Raw genomic sequence first — 15,713 nt, 5'->3', positions numbered from 1 at the left:
TGTCGAGCAAGGCCTGAATGCCCTGATGAGGCAGGCCCGAGCTCCCCGGAGAACCTGATGAAAAAACTAAAACTGGTGATGATCGGCAACGGCATGGCCGGGGTTCGCACCCTGGAAGAACTGCTCAAGCTGAGTAATGAGCTGTACGACATCACGGTCTTCGGCGCCGAACCCCATACCAACTACAACCGCATCCTGCTGTCGCCCGTACTGGCCGGCGAACAGACCTTCGAAGAGATCGTGCTCAACGACCTGGACTGGTACCTGGAAAACAACATCAAGCTGCTGCTCAACCGCAAGGTGGTGGAGATCGACCGGGTCAAGCGCCGGGTCATTGCCGAAGACGGCAGCGAAGCCGAATACGATCGCCTGCTCATCGCCACCGGCTCAACGCCTTTCATCCTGCCCATTCCCGGCAACACCCTTGAGGGCGTGATCGGCTACCGCGACATCGCCGACACCCAGGCCATGATCGACACCGCGAAAACCCACCGCCACGCCGTAGTGATCGGTGGCGGCCTGCTCGGTCTGGAGGCTGCCAACGGCCTGATGCTGCGGGGCATGCACGTGACCGTGGTGCATATCGGTGAGTGGTTGCTGGAGCGGCAGCTGGACAAGACCAGCGGCCAACTGCTGCAAACCGCCCTGGAGTCTCGCGGCCTGCATTTCCGTCTGTGCGAGCAGACCCAGGCCCTGCACGACGCGGGCAATGGCCGGGTCGGTTCGGTGCAATTCAAGAACGGCGACATCATCCCCGCTGACTTGGTAGTGATGGCCGCCGGCATTCGCCCCAATACCGAACTGGCGGAGAAATCCGGCATTCCGTGCAGCCGCGGGATTCTGGTCAACGACACCCTGCAAACCTACGACCCACGGATCTATGCCATCGGCGAGTGTGCCAGCCACCGCGGCATCGCCTATGGTTTGGTGGCGCCGCTGTTCGAACAGGCCAAAGTCTGCGCCAACCACCTGGCCCAACTGGGTTTTGCCACCTACAAGGGTTCGGTGACCTCGACCAAATTGAAGGTTACCGGTATCGACCTGTTCTCCGCCGGCGACTTCATGGGCGGTGAAGGCACCGAGACCATCACCCTCTCGGACCCGATTGGCGGCGTCTACAAGAAACTGGTGATCAAGGATGACGTGCTGGTCGGCGCCTGTCTGTACGGCGATACGGCGGATGGCGGCTGGTATTTCCGGCAGATCCGCGAGAATCACGCCATCGACGAGATCCGCGATCACTTGATGTTCGGTGAAAATGCACTGGGCGACGTAGGACATCAGGGCCAGGACAAAGCCATGAGCATGGCCGACACGGCCGAAGTCTGCGGCTGCAACGGTGTGTGCAAAGGCACCATCGTCAAGGCCATTCAGGAACATGGGCTATTCAGTGTCGACGACGTCAAGAAACACACCAAGGCTGCCAGCTCCTGCGGTTCCTGCGCCGGCCTCGTCGAACAGATCCTGATCAACACCGTGGGCGGCGCCGCGGACGTCAAACCAAAAAGCGAAAAGGCCATCTGCGGCTGCAGCGACCTCAATCACGGGCAAATCCGCCAGGCCATCCGCGAGCAGCACCTGCTGACCATCGCCGGCACCATGAGCTACCTGAACTGGCGCACACCCAACGGCTGCGCCACCTGCCGGCCGGCGCTCAACTACTACCTGATTTCCACCTGGCCAGGGGAAGCCAGGGACGACCCGCAATCGCGCCTGATCAACGAAAGGGCTCACGCCAACATTCAGAAAGACGGCACTTACTCTGTAGTCCCGAGGATGTGGGGCGGTGTGACCAATCCTTCGGAACTGCGGCGCATTGCCGATGTTGCCGACAAGTACAACGTGCCGATGGTCAAAGTCACCGGTGGTCAGCGCATCGACTTGCTAGGCATCCGCAAGCAAGACCTGCCGGGGGTATGGAAAGACCTGGACATGCCGTCCGGCCACGCCTACGGCAAATCCATCCGCACGGTGAAAACCTGCGTCGGCAGCGAGTTCTGCCGCTTTGGCACCCAGAACTCAACACAGTTGGGTATCGAACTGGAACATGACCTGTTCAACATGTGGTCACCGCACAAGGTGAAACTGGCTGTCTCCGGTTGCCCGCGCAACTGCTCGGAAGCCGGCATCAAGGATGTGGGAATTATCGGCGTGGACTCCGGCTGGGAGATGTACATCGGTGGCAACGGCGGGATCAAGACCGAAGTCGCGGAATTCTTCGTCAAACTGAAAACCGCTGAAGAAGTCCGCGAATACAACGGTGCGTTCCTGCAGCTCTATCGCGAAGAAGCCTTCTACCTCGAACGCACCGTGCACTACCTGCAACGGGTCGGCATGGAACACATCAAGAAAGCCGTGCTGGAAGATCCGGAGCGTCGCAAAGCGCTCAACGATCGCCTGCAATTCTCCCTGTCGTTCGAACAGGACCCGTGGAAGGAGCGCCTGGAACAGCCCCTGCTGAAAAAAGAATTCGACGTCATCCCCGTGAAAAACCTGGAGGTGCTGGCATGAACTGGCTGGATATCTGCGCACTGGAAGAGATCAATGCCCTGGGCTCGCGGATCATCGCCGGGCCAAAGGGAGACATCGCAATTTTTCGTACCAGCGACGACGAAGTGTTCGCCCTCGACGACCGCTGCCCGCACAAGGGCGGCCCGTTGTCCCAAGGTCTGGTCTACGGCAAGCGGGTGGCCTGCCCGTTGCACAACTGGCAAATCGACCTGGAAAGCGGCGAAGCCCTGGCCCCGGACATCGGCTGTGCCCATCACCATCTCGCCCGGGTGGAAAATGGCCGGGTGATGCTGGCCCTGCGGGATGCAGGCTGATGGACCGCCAGATCACTGCGTCCACCTGCTGTTACTGCGGAGTCGGTTGCGGGGTGCTGATCGAACATGACGGTTCACGCATCCTCGGCGTCAGCGGCGATCCGGCGCACCCGGCCAATTTCGGCAAACTGTGCAGCAAGGGCTCGACCCTGCACCTGACCGGCGACGAGACCGCGCGGGCGCTGTACCCCGAACTGCGCCTCGGCAAAGGCCTGGCCCGCCACCGCACCGACTGGGATACCGCCCTCGATCACGCCGCCAGCGTTTTTGCCGCGACCATTGCCGAACATGGCCCGGACAGCGTGGCGTTTTACATTTCCGGGCAACTGTTGACCGAGGACTACTACGCCTTCAACAAGCTGGCACGTGCCCTGGTGGGTACCAACAACATCGACAGCAATTCGCGGCTGTGCATGTCCTCGGCGGTGGTCGGCTACAAGCGCAGCCTGGGTGCCGACGCGCCGCCCTGCAGCTACGAAGACCTGGAATTGAGCGATTGCGTAATGATCGTGGGCAGCAACATGGCCTACGCCCATCCGGTGCTGTTCCGTCGGCTGGAAGAGGCCAAAGTCCGCCGGCCGCAGATGAAGGTCATCGTCATTGACCCACGTCGTACAGACACCTGCGATCTGGCTGATCTGCACCTGCCGATCTTGCCGGGCACCGATGTCGCTTTATTCCATGGGATTTTGCATTTGCTGCTGTGGGAAGACTGGATCGATCGTGACTTCATCAAGGACCATACCGAAGGCTTGCCCGAGCTGAAGAAACTGGTGCGCGATTACACACCGCAGATGGTGTCGCAGCTGTGCGGAATCAGCGTTGAGCAACTGCAGCAATGCACTGAATGGGTCGGTACTTCACCGTCTTTCCTGTCGTTGTGGTGCATGGGGTTGAACCAGTCCACCGCTGGCAGCGCGAAAAACAGTGCACTGATCAATCTGCACCTGGCCACCGGGCAAATTGGTCGCCCGGGTGCAGGACCTTTCTCGTTGACCGGTCAGCCGAATGCCATGGGTGGGCGGGAAACCGGTAGTCTGTCTAACCTGCTGCCGGGTCATCGTGACGCAGCCAACCCTGAGCACCGTGCCGATGTGGCCGCTTACTGGGGCGTTGATCAACTGCCTGAAAACCCGGGGCTGACTGCCATCGAGTTGTTTGAGCAGGTGGGCAACGGAAAGATCAAAGCCTTGTGGATCGCCTGCACCAACCCCGCGCAATCTCTACCCGATCAGACTGCCGTGCGCGCGGCACTGCAAGCCTGCCCATTCGTGGTCTTGCAGGAGGCCTTTCGCACCACTGAAACCGCCAGGTTTGCCGACCTGTTGTTGCCCGCCGCCAGTTGGGGCGAAAAGGACGGTACGGTGACCAACTCCGAACGGCGTATTTCCCACGTCCGCCGCGCGATCGCCGCACCAGGTGAAGCGCGTCCGGACTGGGCGATCACGGTGGATTTCGCACAGCGCCTGGAGAAACATCTGCGTCCGGAAGCGACCAGCCTGTTTGCCTTTGAAACCCCGGCACAGGTCTTCGACGAATACAAACAGCTGACGCGTGGCCGGGATCTGGATTTGTCCGGGATCAGCCACGGGTTGATCGACAAAATCGGCCCGCAACAATGGCCCTTTCCTACGGGGTCCAGCGCAGGCACCGCCCGCCTCTATCTCGACGGCATTTTCCCGACTTCCAGCGGACGCGCGCAGTTCGTGGCCGATCCCTATCGCGCCGCCAAGGAACAACGTGAGGCGCGTTTCCCGCTAACGCTGATCACCGGTCGTCTGCGCGATCAATGGCACGGCATGAGCCGCACCGGCACCGCAGCGCAGTTGTTCGGTCATGTCAGTGAAGCCGTATTGAGCCTGCACCCGGATGAGCTGCGCCGGCATCGCCTGCAAACCGGCGATTTGATCAGCCTGAAAAGCCGCCGCGGCGCGGTGATCTTGCCGGTCGCCAGTGACGATAGCGTGCGTCCGGGCCAAGCCTTCTTGCCGATGCATTTTGGTGACCGTTTCCTCAAGGGGGGCGTGAACAGCCTCACCCTGCCCGCCTTCGACCCGTTGTCGAAACAACCGGAACTCAAACACAGCGGCGTGCGCCTGGAACCGGTGCATTTACCTTGGCACCTTTTTGCGCTGATAGAGGGCGATGTCCAACAACACTTTGAGACTCTGCGCCCCCTCTGCGAGGCGTTTTCCTACGTCAGCCTCAGTTTGACCGGTCGTGAGCGCCCTGCGCTGCTTATACGCGCTGCCAGCGCCACGGCGCCAGATCCGCAACTGCTGCGCGATATCGATCAATGCCTGGGGCTAAACGATGGACCGGTCCTGGCCTACGACGATCCACGACGCTCCATCGGTAAGCGGGTGCGGATCGAGAACGGCCGGATCACAGCGATCCGCTTGGCGGGTGAAACCCTCGCCCGGCACTGGCTGCAAAACCTCTGGCTCGAAGGTCGCTCCGATGAACAACTACGGCGCTGGCTGCTCGCGCCACTGAGTGCCCCACCGGGCCAGGTTGACGCCGAAGCGATCGGCAACAAAACCCTGTGCAACTGCAAAAACGTCAGCCAAAACGCGGTCTGCGCTGGCATCCGCCGCGGCCTGGACTTGCCGGGTTTGAAACAAGAATTGGGTTGCGGCACGCAATGCGGCTCCTGCGTCCCGGAAATCAAGCGTTTGCTGGCCGCCACCGCGCAGCCGCAAGCCGCCATCTCGTGAGGAAAACACTATGAGCGCAAAAGTCTGGCTGGTGGGTGCAGGTCCCGGTGATCCTGAATTACTGACCCTCAAAGCTGTTCGGGCGTTGAGAGAAGCGGATGTAGTGCTGATCGACGATCTGGTCAACGACGTGGTGCTGGAGCACTGTCCCGGCGCGCGGATAATTCCGGTGGGCAAGCGCGGCGGCTGTCGTTCAACGCCGCAAGCCTTTATCCATCGCCTGATGTTGCGTTATGCCCGTCAGGGCAAATGCGTGGTGCGCCTCAAGGGTGGCGACCCGTGCATCTTCGGGCGTGGCGGTGAAGAAGCGCAGTGGTTGCGTGAGCGTGGTGTCGAGGTTGAACTGGTCAATGGCATCACCGCCGGCCTGGCGGGCGCGACGCAATGCGATATTCCATTGACCCTGCGCGGCGTGGCACGAGGGGTGACTCTGGTGACCGCCCACACTCAGGATGACAGCAGCCTGAACTGGCAAGCGCTGGCCCAAGGCGGCACGACACTGGTGATCTACATGGGGGTGGCGAAGCTCAGCGAGATCCGTGAGCAACTGCTGGCCGGGGCAATGGCGGCAGATACGCCGGTGGCAATGATTGAAAATGCATCGTTGCCGCATCAACGGGAATGTCGAAGCAGCCTGACGGCAATGGAGGAAGATGCCTGTGCTTTCGAGTTGAAAAGCCCGGCAATCCTGGTGATTGGCGCAGTCGCAGCCAACGCCATCTCCTCCTGTGGGAGCGAGCCTGCTCGCGAAGAGGTTCTGTCCGTCGACATCAATGTTGGATATCAACGCGCCTGACGCGTCCCTCCTCACTAAATCGCAGACAAAGAAAAGCCCGGCCTAAGCCGGGCTTTTCTCAGAGCTGCGAGCTAATTACTTAGCGTGAGCTTCAACCTGCGCTTCTACGCGACGGTTAACAGCGCGACCAGCTTCAGTTTTGTTGTCAGCAACYGGGCGGGATTCGCCGTAGCCAACGGACTGAATGCGGGACGACTCAACACCGTACTGGTTGGTCAGAACTTGCTTAACGGCGTTTGCACGACGCTCGGACAGTTTCTGGTTGTAAGCGTCAGGACCGACGTTGTCGGTGTGACCTTCAACAGTAGTGGTGGTGGACGGGTACTGCTTCATGAAGTCAGCCAGGTTCTTGATGTCGCCGTAGCTGTTTGGCTTGACTGCCGACTTGTTGAAGTCGAACTTCACGTCCAGCTCTACACGAACGACTTCAGCAACAGCTGGGCAGCCATCAGCGTCAACAGTAACGTTGGCTGGGGTGTCCGGGCACTTGTCAACGTTGTCGCAAACGCCATCGTTGTCGCTGTCGGAGCAGACTTCTGGAGCTGGAACCGGAGCAGCAGCAGGCTTGTTGCCGCCACCGAAGTTCACGCCCAGACCTACGGACGGGATGTAGTCCCAACGGCCGTTGTCCAGCTTGTAGTCAGCTTCTACGCCAGCACGAGCGTAAACGTTTTCAACGAAGTAGTACTTAACGCCAGCACCAGCAGTCAGGAAAGTCGACTGGTCACGACCGGTGTGGCCGTCAGCGGCTACGTTGGTCATGCTGCCGTGCTTGACACCACCTTGAACGTAAGGACGCAGAGCGTCGCCAGCGTTGTTGAAGTGGTATTGAGCGTTCAGACCAAACTGGTCGCCTTCGATTTTCTGGTTGCCGGTGTTGTTGTTCGAACGGGTGTAGTCATCGTTGTTGTAGGTGAAGTTCAACGATACGTCGTCGGTCAAGAAGTAACCGATGGAGGCGCCAGGAGTGTAGCCGTCTTCAACGTTGTTAACGCTGTCGTTGTACTTCTTCCCGTAGTTGAGCTCGCCTTCAACTGCGCCTTGGCCTTGTGCCAGTGCGCCGAACGAAGTAGCGGCAATAAGAGTACCAATGGCCAAGCCCAAGGTGTTTTTCAGTTTCATCCGTTAAATCCCCATCTGGTGATTGTGAAGCAGTCCCGCAAACCGGGGGACAACTCGGCGGCAAGTCTAACAGAACTTGCCTACACGTAAGAGATATTTGCGCTGAACTAAGTTTCAGCAATGCCTGCAAATTTCTCACGCAATTTATCTAGAGCGCGCTTGTACCGCATTTTTGTTGCACTCAAACCCATGTGCATGATGTCTGCGATCTCCTGAAACTCCAGCTCTGCGACAAATCGTAGCACCAGAATTTCGCGGTCAATCGGGTTCACATACACCAACCAGCGATCGAGTCCACCCTTTTCCTCAGGTTTCGGCGCCTTTTCTTCGGACGCTTCCTCAAGGGGGTCAAGACTCAATGCGTCCATCAAGCGACGCTTTCGCCGTTCCTTTCGATATTGTGTGATGCACTCGTTGTACGTGATGCTATATAGCCACGTCTTGAACTTCGATTTACCTTCGAAGTTCTTCAGGCCATACAGCACCTTCAACATGACCTCCTGACAGACATCGTCTGCGTCGCGATCGTTCCCGAGATATCGTGCACACACGTTAAATAATGTTCGTTGGTAACGCCGCATCAGCTCTTCATAGGCGCGTGTTACGTGAAACAGTTCGCTATGCGAGCGCGCGACCAACTCCTCATCAGAGAGCTCGCGGGGGTCGTAGCGCATGGATAACGATTGGGTTTTATTCAAAACAAGTCGGGCCGACAGTCAGGTCAATGTCCGCCGCAGCCAGCATCAGCAGGCATTTTGCGGCGGCATACATTAGCAGGGTTTGCCGGGTTAGTGGCTACTCACATGCTGCTCAAGGAGGATCCGATTGGAAAGAGAGACTAGCYCACCCTCATCGGTCAGCAATGTGGTTTTAACCGTGCCGATCTCTTCGATCTGGCCTTCGACCTCGCCAACACGTACTTGTTGCCCAACCTGGTACAGCTCGCGCACGTAGATTCCCGCAAGAATCTGGCCGGCAATTTCCCGGCTTCCCAACCCCATGGCCAGCGCTACCGCCAGACCAACGGTTATCAACACAATCACGATCACATGGTTCAGCAGGTCAGTCTTGACCTCCAGCTGGCTGATCGCAACCGAAATACTGATGATGATCACCAGGCCCTGGGCAATTCGACCAAGCCCTGAAGCATAGTCCAGGCCCACGCCTTCTGCCGCTCCACGCACCAGCCCGTTGGCCAGTTGCGCCAGCAAAACACCTACCAGTAACACCAGCGCCGCGCCGAAAACCTTCGGCAGATACAACGCTAGCATATCCAGCGTAGCTGAAACCCGCTCAAGCCCAAGTGATTCTGCGGCAGAAACCAGAAAAATAAGCAGAATGAACCAATAGACGATCTTGCCGATCAGGGTCGAGATAGGAACTTGCAGTCCAGCGCGGGACAGCAGCTTGGTCAGGCCAGTGCCGCCCATCAAGCGGTCAAGGCCCAGTTTGGCGAGCAACTTGGAGAGCAGGGTGTCCAGCAGTTTGGCCACGACAAAACCCAACAGCAGCACAACCAGTGCGCCGAACAGGTTCGGAATGAAGTTCGCAACCTTGGTCCACAACGCAGTCATTGCAGTGACGAGGCTCTGAGTCCAGAGATCAAGTTCCATATTCAATCAGCCTTATCAGCAGTGCGAGCAGCAGGTTTACGAAGACGGGATACCGGCGCGACATGGGCCGATCCGTTATTCAGGGCGATCATCAGTGCGGGCAACCAGCGCCCCAGCAGACTGAACAAATCACCGGCGCCAACCTGGCGGTTGGCGGTTTTCAGCACACGCCCCAGGCACGCATCGTCATCCCGCGTGGACGGTGAGGCCTTGAGCATGTCGCGTAAAGACTGTTCAAACGGATCGTGCATACGCACCTCTCGTGATGTCTGTGGGAGACGCGGTCAGTTTTGCTCGGGTCACATGGTTTCCCTCAGACCCAGCACAAACGTCGGAATAACCACCACTGCCCCAGCGCCACCGAGACCATCATCAGGCAGGCGATCAGAAAGCCATAAGGGCTGGCAGAGAATGGAATGCCACCGACGTTGATCCCCAAAAGCCCGGTCAGAAAACTCATTGGCAAAAAGATCCCGGTGATGACGCCAAAGCGATACATCGTGCGATTCATGCGCACGCTCAACCGACGGTCTTCAGCTTCCAGGACCAGCCCCACCCGCTCCCGGGTCAATTCCAGCTCTTCGAGGTAGCGGGTCAGGCTGTTGTTCAATTCGTTCCAGTAATCACCATCGTCCTCGACGAACCAGGGCAACTTGATCCGCGTCAATTGCCCGAAAATATCCCGCTGCGGAGCGAGAAAACGCTTCAACGCGGCGGCCCGGCGACGGATCTGCAATACAGCACCGTGCTCCGGCGCATACCGTTCGTCGGAATCTAGCTTTTCTTCTTCCTCATCGACCACCTCCGAGAGGTCACTGACCAGATCCTGCACCTTGTTGGTGAGGTACTGCGCCATGTACAGGATGAGTTCGGAGGCTGTTTTCGGCCCTTTGCCGTCGGCCAGTTGCACCAACAGTTCTTCAGTGGCGCGCAACGGACGCAAACGCAGGGAAATGACGCGCTGTGCAGAGCCGAAGATCCGCACCGACACCATGTCTTCAGGCTCGGCACCGGGGTTCAGATTGACCCCGCGCAAAAATAGCAGCAGTTCGCTGTCTGAAAGCTGTAAAAGTCGCGGACGGGTGTTTTCTTCGAGTAACAGGTCACAGCTGAATTCGCTTAGACCGCTGGATTTGCGCAACCAGGTCCGGGTTTGCGGATGACTGCGATCCCAATGCAGCCACAGGCTTTCATGGGCCTGCAGCTGCAAGTCATCGAGTTCAGTCCGGGCAATCGAACGCGCGCCGCCTCTACCGTCCAGCACCAGGGCATGCACCAGCCCCCATTGCGCGTTTTCTTCCTCGAACATCCGCACTCCTTTGGTTGGCTCGACGTTTTATTCAGGCATCTTCAGCGGGCTTGGCGAGACGATCACGCCATTGTTGTCCGCATAAATGTATTCGCCTGGACGGAACGTCACACCGGCAAACGTCACCACAACGTTGAGATCGCCGAGCCCGCGCCTGTCGGATTTCCTCGGGTGGCTGGCGAGGGCCTGAACGCCCAAATCGGTCTGCGCGACGATATCGACGTCGCGGATGCAACCGTAGATTACCAGCCCTTCCCAACCGTTTTTCGCGGCTTTCTCGGCCAGCATGTCACCCAGCAACGCATGACGCAGGGAACCGCCACCGTCTACCACCAGCACTTTGCCATTCCCCTTGAGCTCGACCTGCTCCTTGACCCGCGAGTTGTCTTCGAAGCACTTGATGGTCACGATTTCGCCACCGAAGGAATCACGGCCGCCGAAATTGCTGAACATCGGTTCCAGCACCTGCACCAGTTCCGGATAGGCGTCGCACAGGTCAGGCGTGAGGTAATGGATCATCGAGAAACTCCTGTAAAGAGGAAGACAGCACGAACATCAGTGATGACTCAGCCACGGAAAGTGACCGGAACAGCTCAATGCGTCATATCTTAGCCGCAAGCCGATCAGAGCGAAATGCCCTTGTTAGAGCGTCAGGCTCAAACCGCCGCGGCCAAATCCCGTTGATCTCCCAACAACGGTGCCTGCTGATCCGCCAGCCAGCGGGTCACCAACGGCCAGACTTCGGCCTGGGCGGGTTTGCTGACGAGCATTTCAACATGGCCGAAATTGTCGGCGAAACCTTGGTCTCGACCCAGGTTGATAAATTGCTTGTGCTCCGAACCGAATTGCTCGAACAGTTTGCGGCACGCCCACGCAGGATCCTGATGATCACCCGCTGCGCTCACGGCGAGCACCGGCAACTTGACCTCGGCCAAACCCGCCCACCAGTTTTTCTCGGCATCGCCAAAACGCCCGAACAGGCCAAACCAACGCATGCTTTCCAGGGCCAGGCCGATCGGCTCGTCCTCCGGGCCGCGCTTGAGCCTTGAACCGGACAACTGGGCGAAACGCTTGAGAATGAAGCGGCCGCCCCACTCCACCGGTGGAATCTTCAAGGGCCAGTAAGTGCGGCTGACCTGGGTGCCAAAAAACGCCGCCGAGGCCACGACCGACTCACCGATGTACTCGCCACCCAGCGCCGCCGCCAGGGTAATACCGCCCAGTGAGTGACCGATCCAGTGCGGGGCCTGCCCGCTCTGCTCGCGCACGAACGCGCCGATGGCCGGCAGATCATAGCGAGCGTAGTCGGCGACTCGGTTCTTGCGGTAGTCGTGGTTACGTTGGGACAGGCCGTGACCGCGCATTTCCGGAATCCACACGTCGAACCCCAATCGAGCCAGATAAGCGCCCAACCCCAGGCCCTTGGGAGAAAACCAGAACCGGCGATTGGAAAAGCTGCCGTGCAGCAGGATCACCGGCACGCCACGGGAGGACGATTCATCGGCCATGCCAAGACGCGTCACAGCCAGTTCGACGGTGAAGTCGGGGCTGTTACCGGGTTTCAAACGATAGACATCTTCGCTCAAATCGCCGCGCCGTTCGGCGCTGATCAGAGCGACAGGAAATAGGTTGCTGCTGCTTTGCATAATCTCTTGCACAAAAAAGGGCGGCATCCAGATGGAGCCCGCCCTGCTTGAATCTCAAAAAGACCGCTCCCTGACGCTACGTCGTCCCCTGTAGGAGCGAGCTTGCTCGCGAAAAACTTCAGGACACCGCGTTTATCCAGATTAAACGCGTTATCGATTGCGTCCATCGCGAGCAAGCTCGCTCCTACAAGGTATGAGAGCGGGCCGTTCACACGCTATCAGGCCGAAGCTTGACCTTCTGCCAGGAAGAACCAGGTTTCCAGTACGGAGTCCGGGTTCAACGAAACGCTTTCAATGCCCTGTTCCATCAGCCACTTGGCCAGGTCCGGGTGGTCCGAAGGGCCCTGACCGCAGATGCCGATGTACTTGCCGGCCTTGTTGCACGCGGCAATGGCGTTGGCCAGCAACTTCTTGACTGCCGGATTACGCTCATCGAACAGATGCGCAATGATCCCGGAGTCACGGTCCAGGCCCAGGGTCAACTGGGTCAGGTCGTTGGAGCCGATGGAGAAACCGTCGAAGAACTCGAGGAATTCTTCCGCCAGGATGGCGTTGGACGGCAGTTCGCACATCATGATCACGCGCAGGCCGTTTTCGCCACGGGCCAGGCCGTTTTCCGCCAGCAGATCGACCACCTGGCTCGCTTCGCCCAAGGTACGGACGAATGGCACCATGATTTCGACGTTGGTCAGGCCCATCTCGTTGCGCACACGCTTCAGAGCGCGGCACTCGAGCTCGAAGCAGTCGCGGAACGATTCGCTGATGTAACGCGAAGCGCCGCGGAAGCCCAGCATCGGGTTCTCTTCTTCCGGCTCGTAGAGTTTGCCGCCGATCAGGTTGGCGTATTCGTTGGACTTGAAGTCCGACAGGCGCACGATGACTTTCTTCGGCCAGAACGCAGCTGCCAGGGTGCTGATGCCTTCGACCAGTTTTTCGACGTAGAAGCCGACCGGGTCGTTGTAGCCGGCAATGCGCTTGTCGACGCTTTCCTTGATGTCCAGCGGCAGGCCGTCGTAGTTCAGCAGTGCTTTAGGGTGCACGCCGATCATGCGGTTGATGATGAACTCCAGGCGGGCCAGACCCACACCGGCGTTCGGCAGCTGCGCGAAGTCGAAGGCGCGGTCCGGGTTGCCGACGTTCATCATGATCTTGAACGGCAGCTCCGGCATGGCGTCCACGGAGTTCTTCTTGATGTCGAAGCCCAGTTCGCCTTCGAAGATGAAACCGGTGTCGCCTTCAGCACAGGAAACGGTCACGCCCTGGCCGTCTTTCAACAGCTGGGTAGCGTTGCCGCAACCCACTACTGCCGGGATACCCAGCTCACGGGCGATGATCGCCGCGTGGCAAGTACGGCCGCCACGGTTGGTGACGATGGCGCTGGCGCGTTTCATGACCGGCTCCCAGTCCGGGTCGGTCATGTCGGAAACCAGTACGTCGCCTGGCTGGACCTTGTCCATTTCGGACACGTCCTTGATGATGCGGACCTTGCCGGCGCCGATGCGCTGGCCGATGGCGCGGCCTTCCACCAGCACGGTGCCGGTCTCTTTCAACAGGTAACGTTCCATGACGTTGGCCTGGGTGCGGCTCTTCACGGTTTCCGGACGGGCCTGCACGATGTACAGCTTGCCGTCGTCACCGTCCTTGGCCCACTCGATGTCCATCGGGCACTTGTAGTGCTTCTCGATGATCATCGCCTGCTTGGCCAACTCGCTGACTTCGGCGTCGGTCAGGCAGAAGCGGGCGCGATCGGCCTTGTCCACGTCGACGGTCTTCACCGAACGACCGGCCTTGGCCTCGTCGCCGTAGATCATCTTGATGGCCTTGCTGCCCAGGTTGCGGCGCAGGATGGCCGGACGACCAGCCGCCAGCGTGCCCTTGTGGACGTAGAACTCATCCGGGTTCACCGCGCCTTGTACGACGGTTTCACCCAGGCCGTAGGCGCCGGTGATGAACACCACGTCACGGAAGCCCGATTCGGTATCGAGGGTGAACATCACGCCGGCGGTGCCGGTTTCGGAACGGACCATGCGCTGCACGCCAGCGGACAGGGCAACCAGCTTGTGGTCGAAGCCTTGGTGCACGCGATAGGAAATGGCGCGGTCGTTGAACAGCGAAGCGAACACCTCTTTGGCGGCGCGGATGACGTTTTCCACACCACGGATGTTCAGGAAGGTTTCCTGCTGGCCGGCGAAGGAAGCGTCCGGCAAGTCTTCGGCGGTGGCGGAAGAACGCACGGCCACGGCCATGTCAGGGTTGCCGGCGGACAGCGTAGCGAACGCGGTACGAATTTCGGCATTCAGTTTTTCAGGGAATTCGGCTTCCATGATCCACTGGCGGATCTGGGCACCGGTTTTGGCCAGGGCATTCACGTCATCGACGTCCAGGGCATCGAGGGCGTCGTGAATCTGCTGGTTCAGGCCGCTCAGCTCCAGAAAATCACGATAAGCCTGAGCGGTCGTGGCGAAGCCACCGGGCACCGATACACCGGCGCCTGCCAGATTGCTGATCATCTCGCCGAGGGATGCGTTCTTGCCCCCCACATGCTCTACATCATGGACGCCGAGCTTATCGAGGGAAACTACGTACTCTACCAAGGTGATCTCTCCACTAACTGTGTTGGAAAAGCTCAGAAACCGGCTGCTTGAATGAGCATTTACCGGCTATATGGCCTGGACCTGGAAAATAAGTGAGAATGCGGGCCATTGGCGGCCGGCAAATCGCGCCTATCATATCCAAGATTCGTCACTAGCTTAAGGCCCAAGGTGCAAATGAAACGATCTGCTTTCTTTATCTCCGATGGTACCGGCATTACCGCCGAAGCCCTCGGCCAAAGCCTTCTGGCGCAGTTCGAAAACATTACCTTCAGCAAAGTCACGCGTCCGTACATCGACAACGTGGACAAAGCGCGGGCCATGGTACAACAAATCAACAAAGCCGCCGAAACAGACGGCTTCCGTCCGATTATCTTCGACACCATCGTCAATCAGGACATTCGTGAGATTCTCGCAACCTCGAATGGTTTCATGATCGACATTTTCTCGACGTTCCTGGCACCGCTTGAACAGGAACTGACCGAGCATTCTTCCTACACCGTGGGCAAATCCCATTCCATCGGCTCGAACACCAATTATATGGAACGCATCGAGGCGGTGAACTTCGCCCTCGACAACGACGACGGCGCCCGCACGCACTATTACGACAAGGCCGACCTGATACTAGTGGGCGTGTCGCGATGTGGTAAGACGCCGACGTGCCTGTACATGGCCATGCAATTCGGTATCCGCGCAGCCAACTACCCGCTGACCGAAGACGACATGGAACGCCTGCAACTGCCAAACGCCCTGCGCGCCCACCAGCACAAGCTGTTCGGCCTGACCATCGACCCAGACCGCCTCACCGCGATCCGCAACGAGCGCAAGCCCAACAGCCGCTATTCGAGCTACGCCCAGTGCGAGTTCGAAGTGCGCGAGGTCGAGAACCTGTTCCGCCGCGCAAACATCCCGCACATCAACTCCACGCATTTTTCGGTGGAAGAAATATCTGCGAAAATTCTGGTGGAGAAAGGTGTGGAGCGGCGGTTCAAGTAAACCTTTATTGCCTGTTCCGGCCTCATCGCGAGCCGGCTCACTCCTACAGGGGATCTGCGGTGAACACAAATCAACTGTAGGAGCGAGCCGGCTCCGGG

The 15,713-nt window shown here is 59.0% G+C and carries 13 protein-coding genes; 5 read left to right on the top strand and 8 right to left on the bottom strand.

Annotated elements, in window-relative coordinates:
• Positions 1-57 precede the first annotated feature (57 nt).
• The 4 genes from nirB to cobA are packed head-to-tail and all read left to right on the top strand — an operon-like array spanning position 58 to position 6,338.
• The gene (nirB, locus tag AC1DVH_RS03280) at positions 58-2,511 is read left to right on the top strand and encodes a nitrite reductase large subunit NirB (RefSeq protein ID WP_477752608.1); all 2,454 of its coding nucleotides are present in this window, start codon (positions 58-60) and stop codon (positions 2,509-2,511) included.
• The gene (gene nirD, locus AC1DVH_RS03275) at positions 2,508-2,825 is read left to right on the top strand and encodes a nitrite reductase small subunit NirD (protein WP_046042889.1); all 318 of its coding nucleotides are present in this window, start codon (positions 2,508-2,510) and stop codon (positions 2,823-2,825) included. The genes nirB and nirD overlap by 4 nt, the downstream gene beginning before the upstream one ends.
• Positions 2,825-5,542, top strand: a complete 2,718-nt coding sequence (locus AC1DVH_RS03270) for a nitrate reductase (protein WP_477752607.1) — start codon at positions 2,825-2,827, stop codon at positions 5,540-5,542. The genes nirD and AC1DVH_RS03270 overlap by 1 nt, the downstream gene beginning before the upstream one ends.
• Positions 5,543-5,552: 10 nt before the next feature.
• Positions 5,553-6,338 (top strand): uroporphyrinogen-III C-methyltransferase, encoded by a 786-nt coding sequence (cobA, locus tag AC1DVH_RS03265; RefSeq protein WP_477752606.1) that lies wholly within the window; start codon positions 5,553-5,555, stop codon positions 6,336-6,338.
• Positions 6,339-6,413: 75 nt separating this feature from the next.
• Here cobA and AC1DVH_RS03260 read toward each other — a convergent pair whose 3' ends face one another.
• From AC1DVH_RS03260 to ppsA, 8 genes are all read right to left on the bottom strand, one after another.
• Positions 6,414-7,460, bottom strand: coding sequence for an OmpA family protein (locus tag AC1DVH_RS03260; protein WP_477752605.1), 1,047 nt, complete (start codon positions 7,458-7,460; stop codon positions 6,414-6,416).
• Positions 7,461-7,567: 107 nt separating this feature from the next.
• Complete coding sequence (gene sigX / locus AC1DVH_RS03255) at positions 7,568-8,158, bottom strand: RNA polymerase sigma factor SigX (protein WP_477752604.1); 591 nt, start codon at positions 8,156-8,158, stop codon at positions 7,568-7,570.
• 90 nt (positions 8,159-8,248) lie between these two features.
• Entirely contained in the window at positions 8,249-9,073 is an 825-nt protein-coding gene (locus AC1DVH_RS03250) for a mechanosensitive ion channel family protein (RefSeq protein ID WP_477752603.1), read from the bottom strand.
• A gap of 2 nt (positions 9,074-9,075) precedes the next feature.
• On the bottom strand, positions 9,076-9,324 hold the full coding sequence (locus AC1DVH_RS03245; protein ID WP_007996720.1) for a hypothetical protein: 249 nt from the start codon (positions 9,322-9,324) through the stop codon (positions 9,076-9,078).
• A gap of 62 nt (positions 9,325-9,386) precedes the next feature.
• On the bottom strand, positions 9,387-10,382 hold the full coding sequence (locus AC1DVH_RS03240; RefSeq protein WP_477752602.1) for a zinc transporter ZntB: 996 nt from the start codon (positions 10,380-10,382) through the stop codon (positions 9,387-9,389).
• A 27-nt stretch (positions 10,383-10,409) separates the two neighbouring features.
• On the bottom strand, positions 10,410-10,898 hold the full coding sequence (gene rraA / locus AC1DVH_RS03235) for a ribonuclease E activity regulator RraA (RefSeq protein ID WP_477752622.1): 489 nt from the start codon (positions 10,896-10,898) through the stop codon (positions 10,410-10,412).
• A gap of 140 nt (positions 10,899-11,038) precedes the next feature.
• Entirely contained in the window at positions 11,039-12,028 is a 990-nt protein-coding gene (locus tag AC1DVH_RS03230) for an alpha/beta fold hydrolase (RefSeq protein WP_477752601.1), read from the bottom strand.
• A 218-nt stretch (positions 12,029-12,246) separates the two neighbouring features.
• A complete protein-coding gene (gene ppsA, locus AC1DVH_RS03225) occupies positions 12,247-14,622 on the bottom strand; it encodes a phosphoenolpyruvate synthase (RefSeq protein ID WP_477752600.1) in 2,376 nt (791 codons plus the stop codon).
• 174 nt (positions 14,623-14,796) lie between these two features.
• Here ppsA and ppsR point away from each other — a divergent pair, with 174 nt between their 5' ends.
• Positions 14,797-15,615, top strand: a complete 819-nt coding sequence (gene ppsR / locus AC1DVH_RS03220) for a posphoenolpyruvate synthetase regulatory kinase/phosphorylase PpsR (protein ID WP_477752599.1) — start codon at positions 14,797-14,799, stop codon at positions 15,613-15,615.
• The last annotated feature ends 98 nt before the right edge of the window (positions 15,616-15,713 follow it).

Source organism: Pseudomonas sp. P4_C3, assembly GCF_056402075.1.
The sequence above is the reverse complement of the archived record's forward strand: the minus strand, read 5'-3'. Positions and strand labels throughout refer to the sequence as shown.